At 67.7% G+C, this 16,879-nt stretch carries 16 protein-coding genes; 6 read left to right on the forward strand and 10 right to left on the reverse strand.

The annotated features are described in order from the left end of the window. The 5 genes from ptsP to AC1RSI_RS12570 all read left to right on the forward strand — a co-directional run bounded on the left by ptsP (window position 1) and on the right by AC1RSI_RS12570 (window position 5,851). Complete coding sequence (ptsP, locus tag AC1RSI_RS12550) at window positions 1-2,259, forward strand: phosphoenolpyruvate--protein phosphotransferase (RefSeq protein ID WP_369732953.1); 2,259 nt, start codon at window positions 1-3, stop codon at window positions 2,257-2,259. A 184-nt stretch (window positions 2,260-2,443) separates the two neighbouring features. Then, window positions 2,444-3,529 (forward strand): helix-turn-helix domain-containing protein, encoded by a 1,086-nt coding sequence (locus tag AC1RSI_RS12555; RefSeq protein WP_008259738.1) that lies wholly within the window; start codon window positions 2,444-2,446, stop codon window positions 3,527-3,529. A 46-nt stretch (window positions 3,530-3,575) separates the two neighbouring features. Continuing rightward, window positions 3,576-4,715, forward strand: coding sequence for a flavodoxin-dependent (E)-4-hydroxy-3-methylbut-2-enyl-diphosphate synthase (ispG, locus tag AC1RSI_RS12560; RefSeq protein ID WP_154726057.1), 1,140 nt, complete (start codon window positions 3,576-3,578; stop codon window positions 4,713-4,715). A gap of 129 nt (window positions 4,716-4,844) precedes the next feature. After that, window positions 4,845-5,321, forward strand: coding sequence for a PEGA domain-containing protein (locus AC1RSI_RS12565; protein ID WP_196066362.1), 477 nt, complete (start codon window positions 4,845-4,847; stop codon window positions 5,319-5,321). Continuing rightward, window positions 5,321-5,851, forward strand: a complete 531-nt coding sequence (locus tag AC1RSI_RS12570) for a hypothetical protein (RefSeq protein ID WP_008263699.1) — start codon at window positions 5,321-5,323, stop codon at window positions 5,849-5,851. The genes AC1RSI_RS12565 and AC1RSI_RS12570 overlap by 1 nt, the downstream gene beginning before the upstream one ends. Before the next feature lie 57 nt (window positions 5,852-5,908). Here the strand turns inward: AC1RSI_RS12570 and AC1RSI_RS12575 are convergent, their stop codons facing one another. Genes AC1RSI_RS12575 through AC1RSI_RS12585 form a run of 3 tightly spaced genes read right to left on the reverse strand, consistent with a single transcriptional unit; the run spans window position 5,909 to window position 7,885 of the window. Continuing rightward, on the reverse strand, window positions 5,909-6,685 hold the full coding sequence (locus AC1RSI_RS12575; protein WP_154726056.1) for a sulfite exporter TauE/SafE family protein: 777 nt from the start codon (window positions 6,683-6,685) through the stop codon (window positions 5,909-5,911). Window positions 6,686-6,718: 33 nt separating this feature from the next. Beyond that, window positions 6,719-7,159 carry an RrF2 family transcriptional regulator gene (locus AC1RSI_RS12580; protein ID WP_154726055.1) on the reverse strand — a complete coding sequence of 147 codons (441 nt, stop codon included), beginning with the start codon at window positions 7,157-7,159 and terminating at the stop codon, window positions 6,719-6,721. A gap of 60 nt (window positions 7,160-7,219) precedes the next feature. Further along, window positions 7,220-7,885, reverse strand: a complete 666-nt coding sequence (locus AC1RSI_RS12585; protein WP_154726054.1) for a response regulator — start codon at window positions 7,883-7,885, stop codon at window positions 7,220-7,222. A gap of 181 nt (window positions 7,886-8,066) precedes the next feature. On the opposite strand from AC1RSI_RS12585, the gene prfA reads away from it, so the two are divergent. Further along, window positions 8,067-9,134 (forward strand): peptide chain release factor 1, encoded by a 1,068-nt coding sequence (gene prfA / locus AC1RSI_RS12590; RefSeq protein WP_154726053.1) that lies wholly within the window; start codon window positions 8,067-8,069, stop codon window positions 9,132-9,134. Here prfA and AC1RSI_RS12595 read toward each other — a convergent pair whose 3' ends face one another. From AC1RSI_RS12595 to AC1RSI_RS12625, 7 genes are all read right to left on the reverse strand, one after another. Beyond that, window positions 9,135-9,479: a hypothetical protein gene (locus tag AC1RSI_RS12595; protein WP_197019800.1), complete on the reverse strand. Its 345-nt coding sequence runs from the start codon at window positions 9,477-9,479 to the stop codon at window positions 9,135-9,137. A gap of 154 nt (window positions 9,480-9,633) precedes the next feature. Further along, on the reverse strand, window positions 9,634-10,269 hold the full coding sequence (locus tag AC1RSI_RS12600) for a glutathione S-transferase family protein (RefSeq protein WP_154726052.1): 636 nt from the start codon (window positions 10,267-10,269) through the stop codon (window positions 9,634-9,636). A 56-nt stretch (window positions 10,270-10,325) separates the two neighbouring features. Beyond that, window positions 10,326-11,849, reverse strand: a complete 1,524-nt coding sequence (odhB, locus tag AC1RSI_RS12605; protein WP_447941233.1) for a 2-oxoglutarate dehydrogenase complex dihydrolipoyllysine-residue succinyltransferase — start codon at window positions 11,847-11,849, stop codon at window positions 10,326-10,328. A gap of 42 nt (window positions 11,850-11,891) precedes the next feature. Next, a complete protein-coding gene (locus AC1RSI_RS12610; RefSeq protein WP_008258795.1) occupies window positions 11,892-14,906 on the reverse strand; it encodes a 2-oxoglutarate dehydrogenase E1 component in 3,015 nt (1,004 codons plus the stop codon). A gap of 373 nt (window positions 14,907-15,279) precedes the next feature. Further along, the gene (sucD, locus tag AC1RSI_RS12615; RefSeq protein WP_008262761.1) at window positions 15,280-16,182 is read right to left on the reverse strand and encodes a succinate--CoA ligase subunit alpha; all 903 of its coding nucleotides are present in this window, start codon (window positions 16,180-16,182) and stop codon (window positions 15,280-15,282) included. An 18-nt stretch (window positions 16,183-16,200) separates the two neighbouring features. Continuing rightward, entirely contained in the window at window positions 16,201-16,626 is a 426-nt protein-coding gene (locus tag AC1RSI_RS12620) for a PIN domain-containing protein (protein ID WP_008262108.1), read from the reverse strand. Beyond that, window positions 16,610-16,873, reverse strand: coding sequence for a ribbon-helix-helix protein, CopG family (locus tag AC1RSI_RS12625; protein WP_008263623.1), 264 nt, complete (start codon window positions 16,871-16,873; stop codon window positions 16,610-16,612). Before AC1RSI_RS12625 ends, AC1RSI_RS12620 begins: the two co-directional genes overlap by 17 nt. Window positions 16,874-16,879: the final 6 nt, after the last annotated feature.

Genomic DNA, 16,879 nt, shown 5'->3' on the forward strand with positions numbered 1-16,879 from the left:
ATGACCAGAGGACCTCGGATCCTCCTGCGCCAGATCCGCGAGGCTCTGGGCGGGGCCGGCGCGGGCGCGACCCCGGCGCAGGACCGCCTGAACATGGTGGTGCGGATCATCGCCCGGTCCATGGTCGCCGAGGTCTGCTCCATCTATCTGCGCCGCGCCTCGGGCGAGCTGGAGCTGTTCGCCACCGAGGGCCTGAACCCCGACGCCGTCCACAACACCCGCCTGCGTCCCGGCGAGGGTCTGGTCGGCGAGGTGGCCCGGATGGCCCAGCCGATCAGCCTGTCGGACGCGCCGTCGCATCCGTCCTTCTCCTACCGGCCGGAAACGGGCGAAGACCCCTATCACGCCTTCCTCGGCGCCCCCCTGCTGCGTGGCGGCCGGGCCATCGGCGTCCTGGTCGTCCAGAACCGCACCGAGCGGCGCTATGACGAGGAGGAGGTCGAGGACATCCAGACCATCGCCATGGTCCTGTCCGAGACGGTGTCCTCCGGCGAACTGCTGGAACAGGACGAACTGCGCGACGTCGAACTGGCGCCCCACCGGCCCGAACGGCTGAAGGGCCAGAAGTTCGGCGACGGCCTGGCGGTCGGCCGGGTCGTCCTGCACGAAGCGCCCCTGCCGCCCGAGAAACTGCTGTCCGAAGACCCGGCGATGGAGGAGGCCCGGCTGAAGCTGGCCCTGGCCTCGCTGAAAACCGGCCTGGACGCCATGCTGGACAAGGGCCAGGGCCTGGCCGGACCCTCGTTCGAGGTGCTGGAGACCTATCGGATGTTCGCCGACGACCGGGGCTGGAACCGGTCGCTGGAAGAGGCCGTGCGCAACGGCCTGACCGCCGAGGCGGCGGTGGACCGGGTCCGGAACGAGCACCGCGCCCGCTTCGCCCAGGCGCGCGACCCCTATATCCGCGAACGGCTGCACGATTTCGAGGACCTGGCCAACCGGCTGCTGCGGGTGTTGGCGGGCGACAAGCCGGGTGAGCGCGAACTGCCGGACGACGCCATTCTCGTGGCGCGCAACCTGGGTCCGGCGGACCTGCTGGAATATCCGCGCGACAAGCTGAAGGGCCTGTTGCTGGAAGAAGGCTCGGCCGCCAGCCACGCCGCCATCGTCGCCCGCGCGCTGCAGATCCCGTGCGTCGGCCGCCTGATGGGCCTGCGCGACCGGCTGTCGGAAGGCGACGTCGTCATCGCCGATGGCGAGACCGGCGAGGCCTATCTGCGGCCCCGCCCCGATATGATTGAGGCGGTCCAGTCGCGTATGGCCGTGCGCGACCAGCGCCAGGCCCAGTTCGCCCAATTGCGCGACACCCCCGCCGTGACCCTGGACGGCCAGCGCATCACCCTGCTGACCAACGCCGGCCTGGCGGTGGACCTGGAGAATCTGAACGAGACGGGGGCGGAGGGCATCGGCCTGTTCCGCACCGAATTCCAGTTCATGGTCTCGGACGAGCTGCCCCGGCTGAACGCCCAGACGGCCCTGTACAAGCTGGTGCTGGACGCCGCCGGCGACCGGCCCGTCACCTTCCGCACCCTGGACATCGGCGGCGACAAGGTCCTGCCCTATCTGGAGGCCGAGCGGGAGGAGAACCCCGCCCTGGGCCGCCGCGCCATCCGCCTGGGCCTGGACCGGCCGTCTTTGTTACGGATGCAACTTCGGGCCCTGCTGACGGCGGCGGCGGGTCGAGAGCTGCGCGTCATGTTCCCGATGATCGCCACGGTGGACGAGTTCCGCGCCGCGCGCGAACTGGTCGACGTCGAATGCGCCTGGGCCAAACGGCGCGGCCGCGCCCTGCCCGCCCTGTTGCGCGTCGGGGCCATGGTCGAATGCCCGTCGCTGCTGTGGCACCTCGACGCGCTTCTGCCCCTGACCGACTTCGTCTCGATCGGGACCAACGACCTGTTCCAGTACATGTACGCCGCCGACCGGACCAATCCCCTGGTCTCGGACCGCTACGATCCCCTGTCGCCGCCCACCCTGCGCGCCCTGCAGACGATCCAGAAGGCCTGCGCCGACACCGGCACCCCGGTCTCGATCTGCGGCGAACTGGCGGGCCGGCCGCTGGAGGCCTTCGCCCTGATTACCCTGGGCTTCACCCGCCTGTCAGCCCCGGCCGGCGGCGTCGGCCCCGTCAAGCGGATGATCCTGTCCGCGGACCTGACGGCGGCGCGCCGGGGCCTGAACAATCTGCTGAATCTCTCGACCGGCTCGGTGCGCAACGAGATCGAATCCCTGGCGCGGAAGTTGAACATCGCCGTCTGAGAGTCTTCGCGCGCGTTCCGTTTTGGGAATCGCCGTTGATGGGGCGGGCATTATGGTTTATCCACAGGACGCATCAGGACTGCCTCCGGGGGGAGGCGAGTCCAGTCACGAAGACATGCTACCGGACGGGTCCGTTTCGAGTACGGAGCGGCTTCAAGCCGTTCCGAGTGTGGGGTCAGGCGTCATGGCGCTGGATGCGGGGCAAGCCCCCGACGAGTTCAAGGCTCATCCTGATTGGAAGGACATTGCGCCCTCCATCGCAGAGTCCGTGACTCTGGGCGACGGCCTGCGCCGGGCGCGCGAGTCGTCCGGCAAGTCCCTGGCGGATCTGTCCGCCGAAACCAAGGTCCATTCGCGGTTCCTGACCGCTCTGGAGCAGAACGACTGGTCCTCCCTGCCCTCTCGGGTTTTCGCCATCGGCTATGTGCGTGGCTATGCGGCCGCCCTGGGCCTCGACGAGCAATTGGCCGTCGAACGGTTCAAGCGCGACAGTCCCGACACCTCGGCCCCGTTGAAGGCGCCCATCGGCATCGCCTTTGAGGATGTGAAACGCTATTCGCCGCGCATCATCGCGGTCGTCGCCGTGGCCGCCCTGGCCATCGTCGGATGGAATGTCTTCCAGCGCATCAATCTGATGAAGGCGCCGCGCGCCTCCGACATCGCCGCCGTGCCCGAGAGCTGGACCCTGGGGGACGTGCCCGGTCAGAACGGTCTGATCGACCTCAGCGCGCCCCGCGCCGCACCGCTGGACCAGACCACGCCGGCCCTCTACATCACGCCCGGCCTGGAGGCCCAACTAACCGGGATCGATCCCAATGATCCTGCGGTGCTGGCGGCGACGGCGGCGGCCAACAACGCCCCCGTGCAAAAGGCCTTCAACCCACGCGGCGCCGTCTATGGCGCCCCCGCCACCGCCTCCCAGGTGGTGATCCAGGCCAAGAAGGCCGGCGCCCTGGTCGTTCGGCTGGGGGACGGTCAGGCCCTGTTCGCCCGCCAGATGGCCGCCGGCGAGGCCTGGCGCGCGCCGATGGGCGTCAGCGCCACCATCGATGTATCGGATCCGGCGGCCTTTGACGTCTATCTGAACGGCGAACACGGCGGCATCCTGCCGGCTGTCCTGACGCCCCTGGCCCAGTTGAACAGCCGCGCAGAACAGGCCGCCCGCCAGGTGGCGGAGGACCAGGCCCGTCGCGTGGCGCAGGCTCAGGCCGTGCGGGCGGCCCAACAAGCCGCCCAACCCGCCCCTCCCCCCGTCGCGGCGACAAACTGATCGTCGTCCCCGTGGCCCTGACGCCGTCTTCGGCCTATATGAGCCCGTGATGAGCGACCATACCCACGTCCGACCCTGGCGCCATATCGAGCGCCGCAAGAGCCGCCAGATCCGCGTGGGCTCCGTCCTCGTGGGCGGCGACGCCCCGATCAGCGTGCAGTCGATGACCAATACGCCGACGTCCGACGCGGCGGCGACGATCGACCAGATCCGCCAGTTGGAAGAGGCCGGCGCCGACATCGTCCGCGTCTCCTGCCCCGACGTGGAATCGACAGAGGCGTTCAAGGTCATCGCCCGCGAGGCCAAGGTCCCCTTGGTCGCCGACATTCATTTCCACTACAAGCGCGGCATCGAGGCGGCCCAGGCGGGCGCCGCCTGCCTGCGGATCAATCCGGGCAATATCGGCAGTCCCGACCGCGTCCGCGACGTGATCCAGGCCGCCAAGGACCACGGCTGTTCGATGCGGATCGGCGTCAACGCCGGCTCGCTGGAAAAGGAGCTGCTGGAGAAGTACGGCGAGCCCTGCCCCGACGCCATGGTCGAGAGCGCCCTGAACCACGCCCGCATCCTGCAGGACCACGACTTCCACGAGTTCAAGATCTCGGTGAAGGCGTCCGACCCCTTCCTGACCGTCGCCGCCTATCAGCAGCTGGCCGAGGCCATCGACTGCCCCCTGCACCTGGGCGTGACCGAGGCGGGGCCGTTGCGCACCGGCACGATCAAATCGGCCATCGGCATGGGCTCGATGCTGTGGGCCGGCATCGGCGACACCATCCGCGTGTCGCTGGCCGCCGATCCGGTCGAGGAGATCAAGGTCGGCTTCGACATCCTGAAGTCGCTGGGCCTGCGCCATCGGGGCGTCAACATCATCGCCTGTCCGTCGTGCGCGCGTCAGGGCTTCAACGTCATCGAGACCGTGACCCTGCTGGAAGAGAAACTGGCCCACATCTCGACGCCGATGAGCCTGTCGGTCATCGGCTGCGTCGTGAACGGCCCGGGCGAGGCCCTCTATACCGACATCGGCTTCACCGGCGGCGGCAAGGGCGCCGGCATGATCTATCTGAACGGCAAGATCGCCCACAAACAGGCCAATGACGGCATGATCGACCACATCGTCGACCTGGTCGAACAGAAGGCCGCTGAGCTAGACGCCGCACGGGCGGCGGAGCTTCAGGCGGCGGAATAGGCTCCGCGTCCGCGAGTTGTGTCAGTTTTGATAAATTGCACGCGTATCGATTGACGACCCACACCCCAGATGCAACCTATGCCGTAAGTTCACCTGGGGAGGGTGAACGGTAATCCATTGAGGGGCTTCATGATATTCCGTAATCCCGCGCGCTTCGGCGTGCGTGCGCTCGCGCTTGCCGGCGTGGCGTTGTCTCTGCCTGCCTGCGCCACCGTAACGCGTGGTTCGAGCCAGCAGTTTTCCGTCCAGAGCACGCCGCCTGGCGCGCAGGTCAGCACATCGAACGGCTTTGAATGCCAGGCGACGCCCTGCACCTTCCGCATGCCGCGCAAGGACGCCTTCCGCATCACCGTGTCCAAGGACGGCTACGTCGCCCAGACCCATGACATCACCAGCAGCGTCTCCGGCGCGGGCGGTACGGCCATGGCCGGCAACATCCTGATCGGCGGCATCATCGGCGGGGCGATCGACGCCACCTCCGGCGCCATGAATGATCTGAAGCCCAATCCGCTGATCGTGACCCTTCGCACCCCGGCCGAAGAAGCGGCCGCAGCCCAGGCCCCCGTCGCGACGCCGCCCGCCGCAGCCGCAGCCGGAGGCGAATAATGATCCGTCGTCTCGCCGCCGCCGCCGCTCTGGGCGCCCTGATGGGCGTCGCGGCCTGCGCCAGCCCGTCCAACCCCGCGCTCATGACCTTGCCGGCGACATCGGGCCTCACGGCGGCGCCCGGCGATCTCGGCTATCGGTCGGTGACGACGGTGACGGTTTCCGGCGGCCAGAACACCAATCCGATGTGGACCTCCGAGGTTTCGAATGCGGACTTCAAGACCGCACTGGAAGGCTCGTTGACGGCCGCCGGCTATATGGGGACCGAAGGTCAGCCCATGACGGTCTCCGCATCCTTGATCGACCTGAAACAGCCTATGGCCGGCTTTGACATGTCTGTGACCAGCCAGGTTCGCTATACCGTGATGCGAGCCGACCGTTCCGTCTTCGACGAAACGGTGGCGGCGACCGGCACAGCGACCATGGGTCAGGCCTTCATGGGCGTGGAACGTCTGCGGATGGCCAACGAAGCCTCGATCCGCGAAAACATCAAGGAATTCCTGACCCGCTTCCGCGCCCGCGCGCGCTGATCGGATCAAAGGACGACCACGGCGACGGCGGGTCCCGACCCGCCGTCGTCTTTCGTCTCAGATCACCCTGAACAGCCGCAGGGCCTGATAGCCGGCGGACAGCAACACAACGGCCCCGACGCCATAGGTCAGGATCCGACGGGGCGCGATCCGCGCGATCACCCCGGCGAAGGGCGCGGCGATCAGACCGCCCAGGATGAGGCCCAGGATGGAGGCGGCGTGGGTGGCGACGCCTTTGGCGTCCGCCCAGTGACCGGTCAGCAGGGCGGCCAGGAAGGTCGCCGAAATGGCCGAGGTGACGAAGAACTCCGCCGTATTGGTGGTGCCGATCGCGGCGCGCGGGTCGCCCCCCGACCCCACCAGGGTCGTCGTGACCGTTGGCCCCCAGCCGCCGCCGCCGATGGCGTCGAAGAACCCGCCGACGACGCCCAGCGGTCCCGCGAACCTGACCGGGAAGATCCGCGCGCGAGTCTGACGGGTCGCGCGCCAGATGATCACGCCCCCCATGATCGCCAGGTAGGCGGTGATCCAGGGCTTGACCAGGTCGCCGTCGATGCTGGTCAGGACGAAGGCGCCCAGGCAACCGCCCACCACCCCGCCCATGGCCAGGGGCACGAACAGTTTCCAGTTCACATTCTTGTTGACCGTGTGAGATCCGGCCGACGCCGCCGTGGTGAAGACCTCTGCGGCATGGACGCTGGCCGAGGCTGTCGCTGGGGGCACGCCGAACGACAGCAGGACCGTCGAGGAGATGACGCCGTAAGCCATGCCCAGGGCCCCATCGACGGACTGGGCCAGAAAACCGACGAGGAGAAAGACGAGGAAATCTTGCATGGCCGCCCCTGAAAATCCGCCCGACGGTGCGTGTTATTTTCCTACTGGGTCAATAGGAGAAGGATTCGACGCGGCTTGCAGAAGGCTTCGCGCCTCGAACACCGCGGCGACGGCGTCGCGCCCATCCTGCAGGACCGGCTGCAACGGGCAGGTCTCGACGTCCGGACAGGTCTCGCAAGGCCCGTGGGCGGTGCGCGACGCGCAGGGCGCCAGGGCCAGGGGGCCTTCCAGCGCCCGGATCACATCGGCGAAACTGATGGTCCCGGCCGGCGCCGCCAGGGCGTAGCCTCCGGTCCGCCCCCGCTTGGACACCAGCAGATTCTGACGACGCAGATCCAGAAGTATGGCTTCTAGGAATTTGCGCGGCGCCGTGGCGGCCTCGGCGATCTCGCCGATGGTGGCGGGGCCGCCGCCCGGCAGGCCGGCCAGATGGATCATGGCGCGCAGGGCGTAGCGGGACCGGTTCGACAGCATGGTCCGTGATCGCGCGACCGCGCGCCGGACGCAAGACGCCGTTCGCCGTCCGGCCCGACCTCATCCCGGTCGGGCCAGCCGGGCCGCCGCCGCCAGGATTTGCGGACCGGTATAGGGTTTCAGCACCAGGGCCTCGGCGAGGGGGGCGTAACGGGTTGCGGCCTCAGCGTCGCCGGAAATGAAGATCACCCGAATGTCCCAGCGTCGCGTCAGAACCTCGGCCAGTTCGCCCCCGGTCGTGGCGCCGGACAGATTGATGTCCAGCAGGGCGCCGTCGATGGCGTGCAGGGCGGCCGCAGCCTCGGCCGCCGCCGCGCTGTGGAACGGGCCCACCACCCTGTGCCCGGCCTCAGTCAACAGCTCGGTCAGGTCGGCGGCCACCTCGGCGTCATCCTCGACCACCAGCAGGGTCAGGGGCTCCAGATCGCCCCCCACGACGGCGATCTCGGCCGGCCGGGGCGCGCCCCCTTCAGCGGAACCGGATGTCTGGGCCACGATGACCCGACGCAGATCGCGCCAGACCTCGACCGCCGGTCGGTCGCTATCCAGGCCATAGAGGCCCGCCATGGTCTTCAGGTCGCGCGCATCGTCCGGCGACAGACGGCCGCCCGCCGCGGTGAGACGCGCGTCATACAGGCGGCACAGCCGTTCCACGCTGTCGGCGCCGTCCGGAGTCGCGTCGACGGCCTGGGCGACAGGCTTCGACGGCGGCGGGCGATCGAACATGACGTCCTCCTCACGGCTGATCGGCCGTCAGCTAGTCGTTTGGAACCCTCGGCGTAAGCGCCTCTGACGCCATCGTTATCCAAAATCACAATCCCGGCGCCGACCGTGGTCCCCGCCGACAATCGACATCGCGCCCCTCGGCGCGCTAAGGACGGCCCTCCCTTTCTCCAGGATTGCCCCCTTGCGTCTGCCCCAGGCCCGTCTCGATCAGGTGCTCGACCGTTTCCACGAGGTGGAGGCCCGCATGGGTGCGGCGACGGACGGCGTCGAGATCGTCCGCCTGTCCAAGGAGCACGCCGAGCTCAAGCCCGTCGCCGACGCGGTCCAGGGTCTGGCCCGACTCCGCGCCGAGATGGCCGATCTGGAGGTCATGGCCGCCGATCCCGAAATGGCCGCCATGGCCCAGGACGAGTTGCGCGACCTGACCGAACGCCTGCCGCAGATGGAGCGCGACGTCGCCCTGCTGCTGGCCCCGCGCGACGCCGACGAGAACGCCTCGGCCGTGCTGGAAGTCCGCGCCGGCACCGGCGGCGACGAGGCGGCCCTGTTCGCCGGCGACCTGTTCCGAATGTATTCGCGCTACGCCTCGACGCGCGGCTGGCGGATCGAGCTGGATTCGGCGACCGAGGGCGACGCCGGCGGCTACAAGGAGATCATCGCCACCGTCACCGGCGACGGCGTCTTCGGCCGACTGAAGTTCGAGAGCGGCGTCCACCGCGTCCAGCGCGTGCCGACGACCGAGGCCGGGGGCCGCATCCACACCTCGGCCGCCACCGTCGCCGTCCTGCCCGAGGTCGAGGACGTCGAGATCGAGATCCTGGAAAAGGACATCCGCATCGACACCTTCCGCGCCTCCGGCTCGGGCGGTCAGCACGTCAACAAGACGGATTCGGCCGTGCGGATCACCCACCTTCCAACCGGGATCGTGGCCACCAGCTCCGAAAAGTCGCAGCACGTAAACCGCGACAAGGCGATGAAGAACCTGCGGGTCCGCCTGTACGACATGCAGCGCCAGGCCAAGGATCTGGCCCGCGCCGACTCGCGCAAGTCCCAGGTCGGCTCGGGCGACCGGTCCGAGCGGATTCGCACCTACAACTTCCCGCAGGGACGCGTGACCGACCACCGCATCGGCCTGACCCTGCACAGCCTGCCCCAGATCCTGGAAGGCGACCTGGACCCCATGCTGAACGCCCTGATCGCCGAGGATCAGGCCGCACGCCTGGCGGATCTCGAGGCCGAGTTCGGCTGATCAGCCCAGCACGCCCAGCATGGGCAGGCACAGCACCAGGGCCGTGACGGCTGTATAGCCGGCGAAGGCGTGGACCGACCGGCGACGGCCGCTCAGGGCCGTGGGCTCGGCGATGCGGACGGCGCGATCATTCCACAGCAGATACAGGGCCTGGATCGTCCACCCGGCCAGGAAGGCCGCGACCGCCCAGCCGCTGAGCGCCGCCAGGGCCGCGCCGGAGGCCAGGACCAGCATGGCGCCCAGCGCAATCACCCCGTCCCCGACCTGGTCGGTGACGGACACCGGGATCAGCCCCGACAATGCACGCTGCAAACGCCAGTTGAGCCAGGCTTGATACAGAAGCATCAGCCCGCCCAAGACGTAGAACACCCCTATCGCGCGCGCGGCCCACTCCATGGCGGGAATAAGGCGTCATTCCCGCCCGGGCCGTAAGTGCGGAAAACCCCTTAGTCGGCTGAAAAGGTCCAACCGGCGCAAACGAGACACAACCGATGATATCTCAGGCTGCGCGCGTCTGCTCGGCCTGGAGCGCCCGGACGACCGCCGGACGACGGCCCATCCGGTCGTAATGGGCGCGTACATACGGAAACTCGGCCACATCCACGCCGTCGCCTTCCAGCCAGCCGGTGAAGGTGAACAGATAGGGGTCTGCGACGGAATAGGCGTCGCCCATCACCCAGTCGCTGTCTCCGTTCCGGGCCAGATCCGCCTCGATCAGGGTGAAACAGTCCCGCATGTTCTGCGCCACCTTGGCCGCCATCGAGGCCTGGGCCGCAGCGTCGTCGCTCCAGCGCGAGGCCCGGCGGCCATGGGCGTGGGCGACGTGGACAGTCGAGGCCAGATAGAGGTTGAAGGCCTGCATCCGCGCAAGAGCGAAGGGCTCGACGGGCGCCAGCAGACCCTGCGGAGCGAGGGCGGCGATATAGGCCAGAATGGCCGGGCTTTCGGTCAGGACGCCCTGATCGGTCACCAGAGCCGGAACCCGCCCCTTGGGGTTGATCGCCAGAAACTCGGGCCGGCGCTGGTCCCCCTGGGCGAAGTCGACCAGGCGGGCTTCGAACGCCAGGCCGGACTCTTCCAGCGCGATATGGCTGGCCCGGCTGCAGGATCCGGGGGCGGTATAGAGGGTCAGCATGATCGGCCTCGTCGGGAAAGAAAAAGGCGACGAGAACCTCGCCGCCTTTCCGTCTCTTACAGGTCCAGCAGGGCCCGCTGCGGGTCTTCCAGCAGTTCCTTGATGCGGACCAGGAAGGTCACGGCTTCCTTGCCGTCGACAATGCGGTGATCATAGCTGAGGGCCAGGTACATCATCGGACGGATCTTGACCTCGCCGTTGATGGCCATCGGGCGCTGGACGATGTTGTGCATGCCCAGGATGCCCGACTGCGGGGCGTTCAGGATCGGCGTCGACATCAGCGACCCATAGGTGCCGCCGTTGGTGATGGTGAAGGTGCCGCCCTGCAGCTGGTCCATGGTCAGGGCGCCGTCGCGGGCGGCCTTGCCCAGGGCGCCGATGCCCTTTTCGATGCCCGCCAGGCTCAGGGTGTCGGCGTCGCGCAGCACCGGAACCACCAGACCCTTTTCGGTGCCGACGGCGACGCCGATGTCATAGTGGTTCTTGTAGATGATGTCCGTGCCGTCGATCTCGGCGTTGACGGCCGGAATCTCGTGCAGGGCCGCAACCACGGCCTTGGTGAAGAAGGACATGAAGCCCAGCTTCACGCCGTGGCGCTTCTCGAACACCTCTTTGTACTGGGCGCGCAGGGCCATGACATTGGTCATGTCCACCTCGTTGAAGGTGGTCAGCTGGGCGGCCGTGTTCTGCGATTCCTTCAGGCGACGGGCGATGGTCTGACGCAGGCGCGTCATCTTCACCCGCTCTTCGCGCGGGCCGACGGCGCGCGGGGCCGAAGGCGCGGCGGCGGCGGCGGCCGGAGCCGGGGCGGCCTGACCGATGGCGGCGATGGCGTCAGCCTTGGTGATATTGCCCTTGGGCCCCGTGGCGGCGATGGCCTTCGGATCCAGATTGTTTTCGGCGACGACGCGCTGGACGGCCGGCGACAGGGTGTCGTTCTTGCCGCCCGAGACCTGGGCCGAGCCGGTGTTGGCCGGAGCGGCGGCAGGCGCCGGGGCAGCGGCGGCCGGAGCCGAAGCGGCTGCGCCCGAACCCGAAACCGAACCGATCTTCTGGCCGGGGGTGACGGTCGCGCCCTCGTCGGCGGCGATGGTCAGCACGCCGTCAGCCGGCGCCGAAACCTCGACCGCGACCTTGTCGGTCTCGATCTCGACCAGCAGTTCGTCCTTCTTGACGGCGTCGCCGCTCTTCTTGAGCCACTTGCCCATAGAGCCCTCGGCGACGCTTTCGCCCATCACCGGCACGGTGATGTCGATGCTGGACGCAGCGGCGGCGGGCGCCGCCTTGGCCTCGGCCTTGGCGGCCTTGGCTGGGGCCGAGGCCGGAGCCGCAGCGGCGGCCGCGCCGCCTTCGGTCACCGAACCCAGGACCGTGCCCGGCACGACGGTGTCGCCCTCGGCGGCGTTGATGGCGCCCAGGACGCCGTCGGCCGGCGCCGCGACTTCCAGCGAGACCTTGTCGGTCTCCAGTTCGACGAGCAGTTCGTCCTTCTTGACCGCGTCGCCGACCTTCTTGGTCCATTTCGCGATGGTGGCCTCGGTGACGGATTCACCGAGGGCGGGGGTCAGGATGTCGGCCATGTCGGGTCCAGCTGTCTCTTTGGGAGTATTCGGTGAGGTGTATCAGGCGAAGGCTTCGTTGGTGAAGGTCTCGAGTTCCTTCAGGTGGCGGCTCATCAGGCCGGCCGCCGTCGAGGCGGAACCGGGACGGCCGACGTAGCGGGCGCGCTTGGAGGCGACGTCCAGCTTGTCCAGCGTCAGCTCCAGCCACGGATCGACGAAGGTCCAGCCGCCCATGTTCTTGGGTTCTTCCTGGCACCAGACCACTTCCGCCTTCGGGAAGCGGGCCAGTTCCTTGCGCAAGGACTGGATCGGCCACGGATAGAACTGCTCCAGGCGCAGGATATAGACGTCGTCCACCGCCTGGCCGTCCTTGGCCTTCTTCTCGCGGGCGTCCAGCAGGTCGTAATAGACCTTGCCCGAACACAGGATGACGCGGCGGATCGCCTTGTCGGCCTTGATCTTGATCCCGGCGACGTCGGGGCGGGTCTGGGCGTCGTCGTGCAGGACGCGGTGGAAGGACGAACCCTCCGCCAGATCCTTCATCGACGAGACCGCCTTCTTGTGACGCAGCAGGCTCTTGGGCGTCATCAGGATCAGCGGCTTGCGGAACGGCCGGTGCATCTGGCGACGCAGGATGTGGAAATAGTTGGCCGGGGTGGTGCAGTTGGCGACCTGCATATTGTCTTCGGCGCACTGTTGCAGGAAGCGCTCCAGACGGGCCGACGAGTGTTCCGGTCCCTGGCCTTCATAGCCATGCGGCAACAGCATGGTCAGGCCGCTCATCCGCAGCCACTTGCGTTCGCCCGAGCTGATGAACTGGTCGATCACCACCTGGGCGCCGTTCACGAAGTCGCCGAACTGGGCTTCCCACATCACCATGGTGTTGGGGTCGGCCAGCGAATAGCCGTACTCGAAGCCCAGCACCGCCTCTTCCGACAGGGCCGAGTCGATGACCTCGTAGTTGGCCTGGCCTTCGCGGAGGTTGTTCAGCGGGATGTAACGCTCTTCGGTCGTCTGATCGATGATGCCCGAATGGCGCTGCGAGAAGGTGCCGCGCACCGAGTCCTGGCCCGACAGACGCACCGGGAAGCCTTCGTCCACCAGCGAGGCGAAGGCCAGGCTCTCGGCCGTGGCCCAGTCCAGGCCCTCGCCCGAGGTGATGGCCTCGCGCCGGCCGTCGATGACCCGTTTCAGCGTCTTGTGCATGTCGACGCTGTTGGGGATGGTCGTCAGGCGGTGGCCCAGGTCGGTCAGCTTGGCCAGGGGCACCGCGGTCTCGCCGCGCAGTTCGTCCTTGGGCGACTGGAAGCCCTGCCACTGGCCGTCCAGCCAGTCGGCCTTCTCGGCGGACCAGGTCTTGCCGGCCTCGAACTGGTCGTCAAGGAAGGTGTCGAACCGCGCAATCTCGGCGTCCACCTCGGCCTGCGTCAGCACGCCCTCGGCGACCAGACGCTGCGAATACAGTTCGCGGGTCGAGGGCTGGGCGCGGATCTTCGAATACATCAGCGGCTGGGTGAAGGTGGGATCGTCGCCTTCGTTGTGGCCGAAGCGGCGATAGCAGAACATGTCCACCACCGCGTCCTTGTGGAATTTCTGACGATATTCGGTGGCCACCTTGGCGGCGAAGACGACCGCTTCGGGATCATCGCCGTTCACGTGGAAGATCGGGGCCTGGACCATCAGCGCCACATCCGACGGATAGGGCGACGAGCGCGAGTTGCGCGGGCTGGTGGTGAAGCCGATCTGGTTGTTGATGACGAAATGCAGGGTGCCGCCGGTGCGGTAGCCCTTCAGCCCCATCAGGGCGAAACACTCGGCCACCACGCCCTGGCCGGCGAAGGCGGCGTCGCCGTGGATCAGCAGGGGCACGACCTTGGACCGGTCCAGCGCCCATTCGGCCTCGGGCTTGCCGGCGTTGGCCTCACGGATGTCGAACGCCTGTTTGGCGCGCGCCTTGCCCAGCACCACCGGATTGACGATCTCGAGGTGCGACGGATTGGCGGTCAGCGACAGGTGGACGTGGTTGCCGTCGAACTCGCGGTTCGAACTGGCGCCCATGTGATATTTGACGTCGCCCGAGCCCTCGATGTCGCTGGGCACGGCCGAGCCGCCCTGGAACTCGTGGAAGATGACCTTGTAGGGCTTGCCCATCACGGCGGCGAGCACGTTCAGGCGGCCGCGGTGGGCCATGCCCAGCACGACTTCATCGACGCCCAGATTGCCGCCGCGCTTGATCACCTGCTCCAGCGCCGGGACCATGGCCTCGCCGCCGTCCAGGCCGAACCGCTTGGTGCCGGGGAAACGCTTGTGCAGGAAGCGTTCGAAGCCCTCGGCCTCGATCAGCTTGTTCAGGATGGCCAGCTTGCCTTCCTTGGTGAAGGCGTTCTGCTCGAACTTGTCCGGCCCTTCGAACCGCTGCTGCAGCCAGGACTTCTCCTCCGGCTCGGCGATATGCATGTACTGGATGCCGATATTGCCGCAGTAGGTGCGCTTCAGCAGGTCCAGCACCTGGCGGATCGTGCCGGTCTGAAGCCCCAGGACCCCGTCCAGGAAGATCGGACGATCCATGTCGGCGGCGCTGAAACCATAGAATTCCGGCGTCAGTTCCGGGTTTTCGACCGGCTGTTCGATGCCCAGCGGGTCCAGCTTGGCCTGCAGGTGGCCGCGCACGCGATAGCTGCGGATCAGCATCAGGGCGCGAATGGAATCATGGGCGGCGGCGCGGATCGCGTCGCCTGAAACCTCGGCCGGCGCGGCCTTGGCCGCTGCAGGCGCCGGCGCGGCGCCGGGCTTCTTGGGGTCGGGCTTGGGCGCCGGCCAGCGGCCGTCGAACACGGCGTTCGCCTCATTGGGCTCGGTGGCGGTTCCGCGCCCCCAGGCGCCGGCCTCGGCCGAGGCCTTCACGCTGGCGGCGTTGTCGCGCAACTGGTCGAAGAAGGCTTTCCATTCCGCCGAGACCGAGCCGGGATCATTGGCCCACTTCTCGTGCAGCTCCTCGATATAGGCCGCATTGGACCCGTAGAGGAAAGAGGTCTCGGCAAAGACCTGGTTCAGCCGACCCGCATCGTCCGCCATTGTTCTCGCTATCCCTTGGCCCCCGCCGGACACATCTCCGTGAGGGGCGCGCCCGTCATATAGGCGTGCTTTCCTTATGGGTCATGACCGAAACGGGGCAATTCGGTGAGAAATTGGTCGCAGGCGCAAAGAAAAACGCCCCCGGCCGAAACCGGGGGCGTCCAATCCTGCCGAGACCGGCATTTTTCATCCTCCCTCCCCCACGGGGGAGGGGGCGAAGCGAAGCGGAGCCGGGTGGGGCGGGCAGGGCGACGCCCCACAGACCCCCTAAAACTAGACAGGTGCGGCCCAGCCTGGCCGCCCCCACCCCGTCGCTGACGCGACGCCCCTCCCCCGCAGGGGGGAGGGAGAGGCGCCTGTGCGCCTTGGCTTCTTAACCCTTCAGCACTTCCACCAGGGTCTTGCCCAGGCGGGCCGGCGATTCCGACATGCGGATGCCGGCGGCTTCCATCGCCGCGATCTTGGATTCCGCATCGCCCTTGCCGCCCGAGACGACGGCGCCGGCGTGGCCCATGGTGCGGCCCTTCGGAGCCGTGCGGCCCGCGATGAAGCCGGCCATCGGCTTCTTGCGGCCCTTCTTGGCTTCGTCGATCAGGAATTGGGCGGCGTCTTCTTCGGCGCCGCCGCCGATCTCACCGATCATGATGATCGAGGTGGTTTCCGGGTCGGCCAGGAACAGTTCCAGCACGTCGATGAACTCGGTGCCCTTGACCGGATCGCCGCCGATGCCGACGGCCGTGGTCTGGCCCAGGCCTTCGTTGGTGGTCTGGAACACGGCCTCATAGGTCAGGGTGCCCGAACGCGACACGATGCCGACCGAGCCCTTCTTGAAGATATTGCCCGGCATGATGCCGATCTTGCACTCGTCCGGCGTCAGGATGCCCGGGCAGTTCGGACCCAGCAGGCGCGACTTGGAGCCTTCCAGGCGGCGCTTGACGTTGACCATGTCCAGCACCGGGATGCCCTCGGTGATGCAGGTGATGAAGGGGATCTCGGCGTCGATGGCCTCGATGATGGCGGCGGCGGCGCCCGACGGCGGGACATAGATCACCGAGGCGTCGGCGCCCGTGGCGTCCTTGGCTTCGGCGACCGAGGCGTAGATGGGCAGGGTTTCGCCGTGCGAACCCGTCCAGTTCGTGCCGCCCTTGGTCGGGTGCACGCCGGCGACCATCTTGGTGCCGTGATAGGCCAGGGCCTGTTCGGTGTGGAAGCCGCCGGTCTTGCCGGTCAGGCCCTGGACGATGATCTTGGTGTCTTTGTTGACGAGGATGGACATGGGGTCTCGCTTCTTTGGCTAGGCGGAGAGGAAGGGGTTTTCGACGCGGACCGACCCGTAGGTCTGACCGTGAGTGAGAACTTCGGAATAGAGCACCTTGGCGCCCAGCCGCTCGGCGGCGGCGATGATGGCGCCGTCCCAGTAGGACAGCTGATAGCGGCGGGCGTTGTCGACGCCCGCGACCACCACCTCCGGCGTGATCGGCTGGCAGGGCTTCATGGCGACGACGCGGACCCATTCGCGGGCCTTGTCCGACGAAAGCGGCGGCGCGCCCTTGCGCGTGGCGTTGTTGTAGAATTCGGCGAGCACCTGGCCCGAGGTGCAATAGTCCTCGGTCAGCACGATCTCGCGCGCACGCTCCCACCTATGCCCCGCATGGTCCCGACCAAGAGCGGCGTAGAGCAGAATATTGGTGTCGAGAAAGACCTCAGAACTCGCGATCAAACCGAGGGTCTCCGCTGTAGGTTTCTTCCCGTGTGGGGAGACGCCAACCCTCGCCCCCGCGGCCTTCGGATTCGTCGATCAGTTTCAGCAGCGCCTCGCGCGCCTCGTCCTTGGAGGTCTCCTGCTCGACCAGCCGTGTCAGGAAGCCACGCACCATCTCGTTGACGCTGGTCCGCTTCATGGCGGCCAGAACCCGCACCTTGTCGAGCAGGTCGTCGTCGATGGCGAGGGTCAGGTTGCGGGTCATTGGTCT

The sequence above is a fragment of the Brevundimonas sp. GW821-FHT10E09 genome, assembly GCF_058809375.1.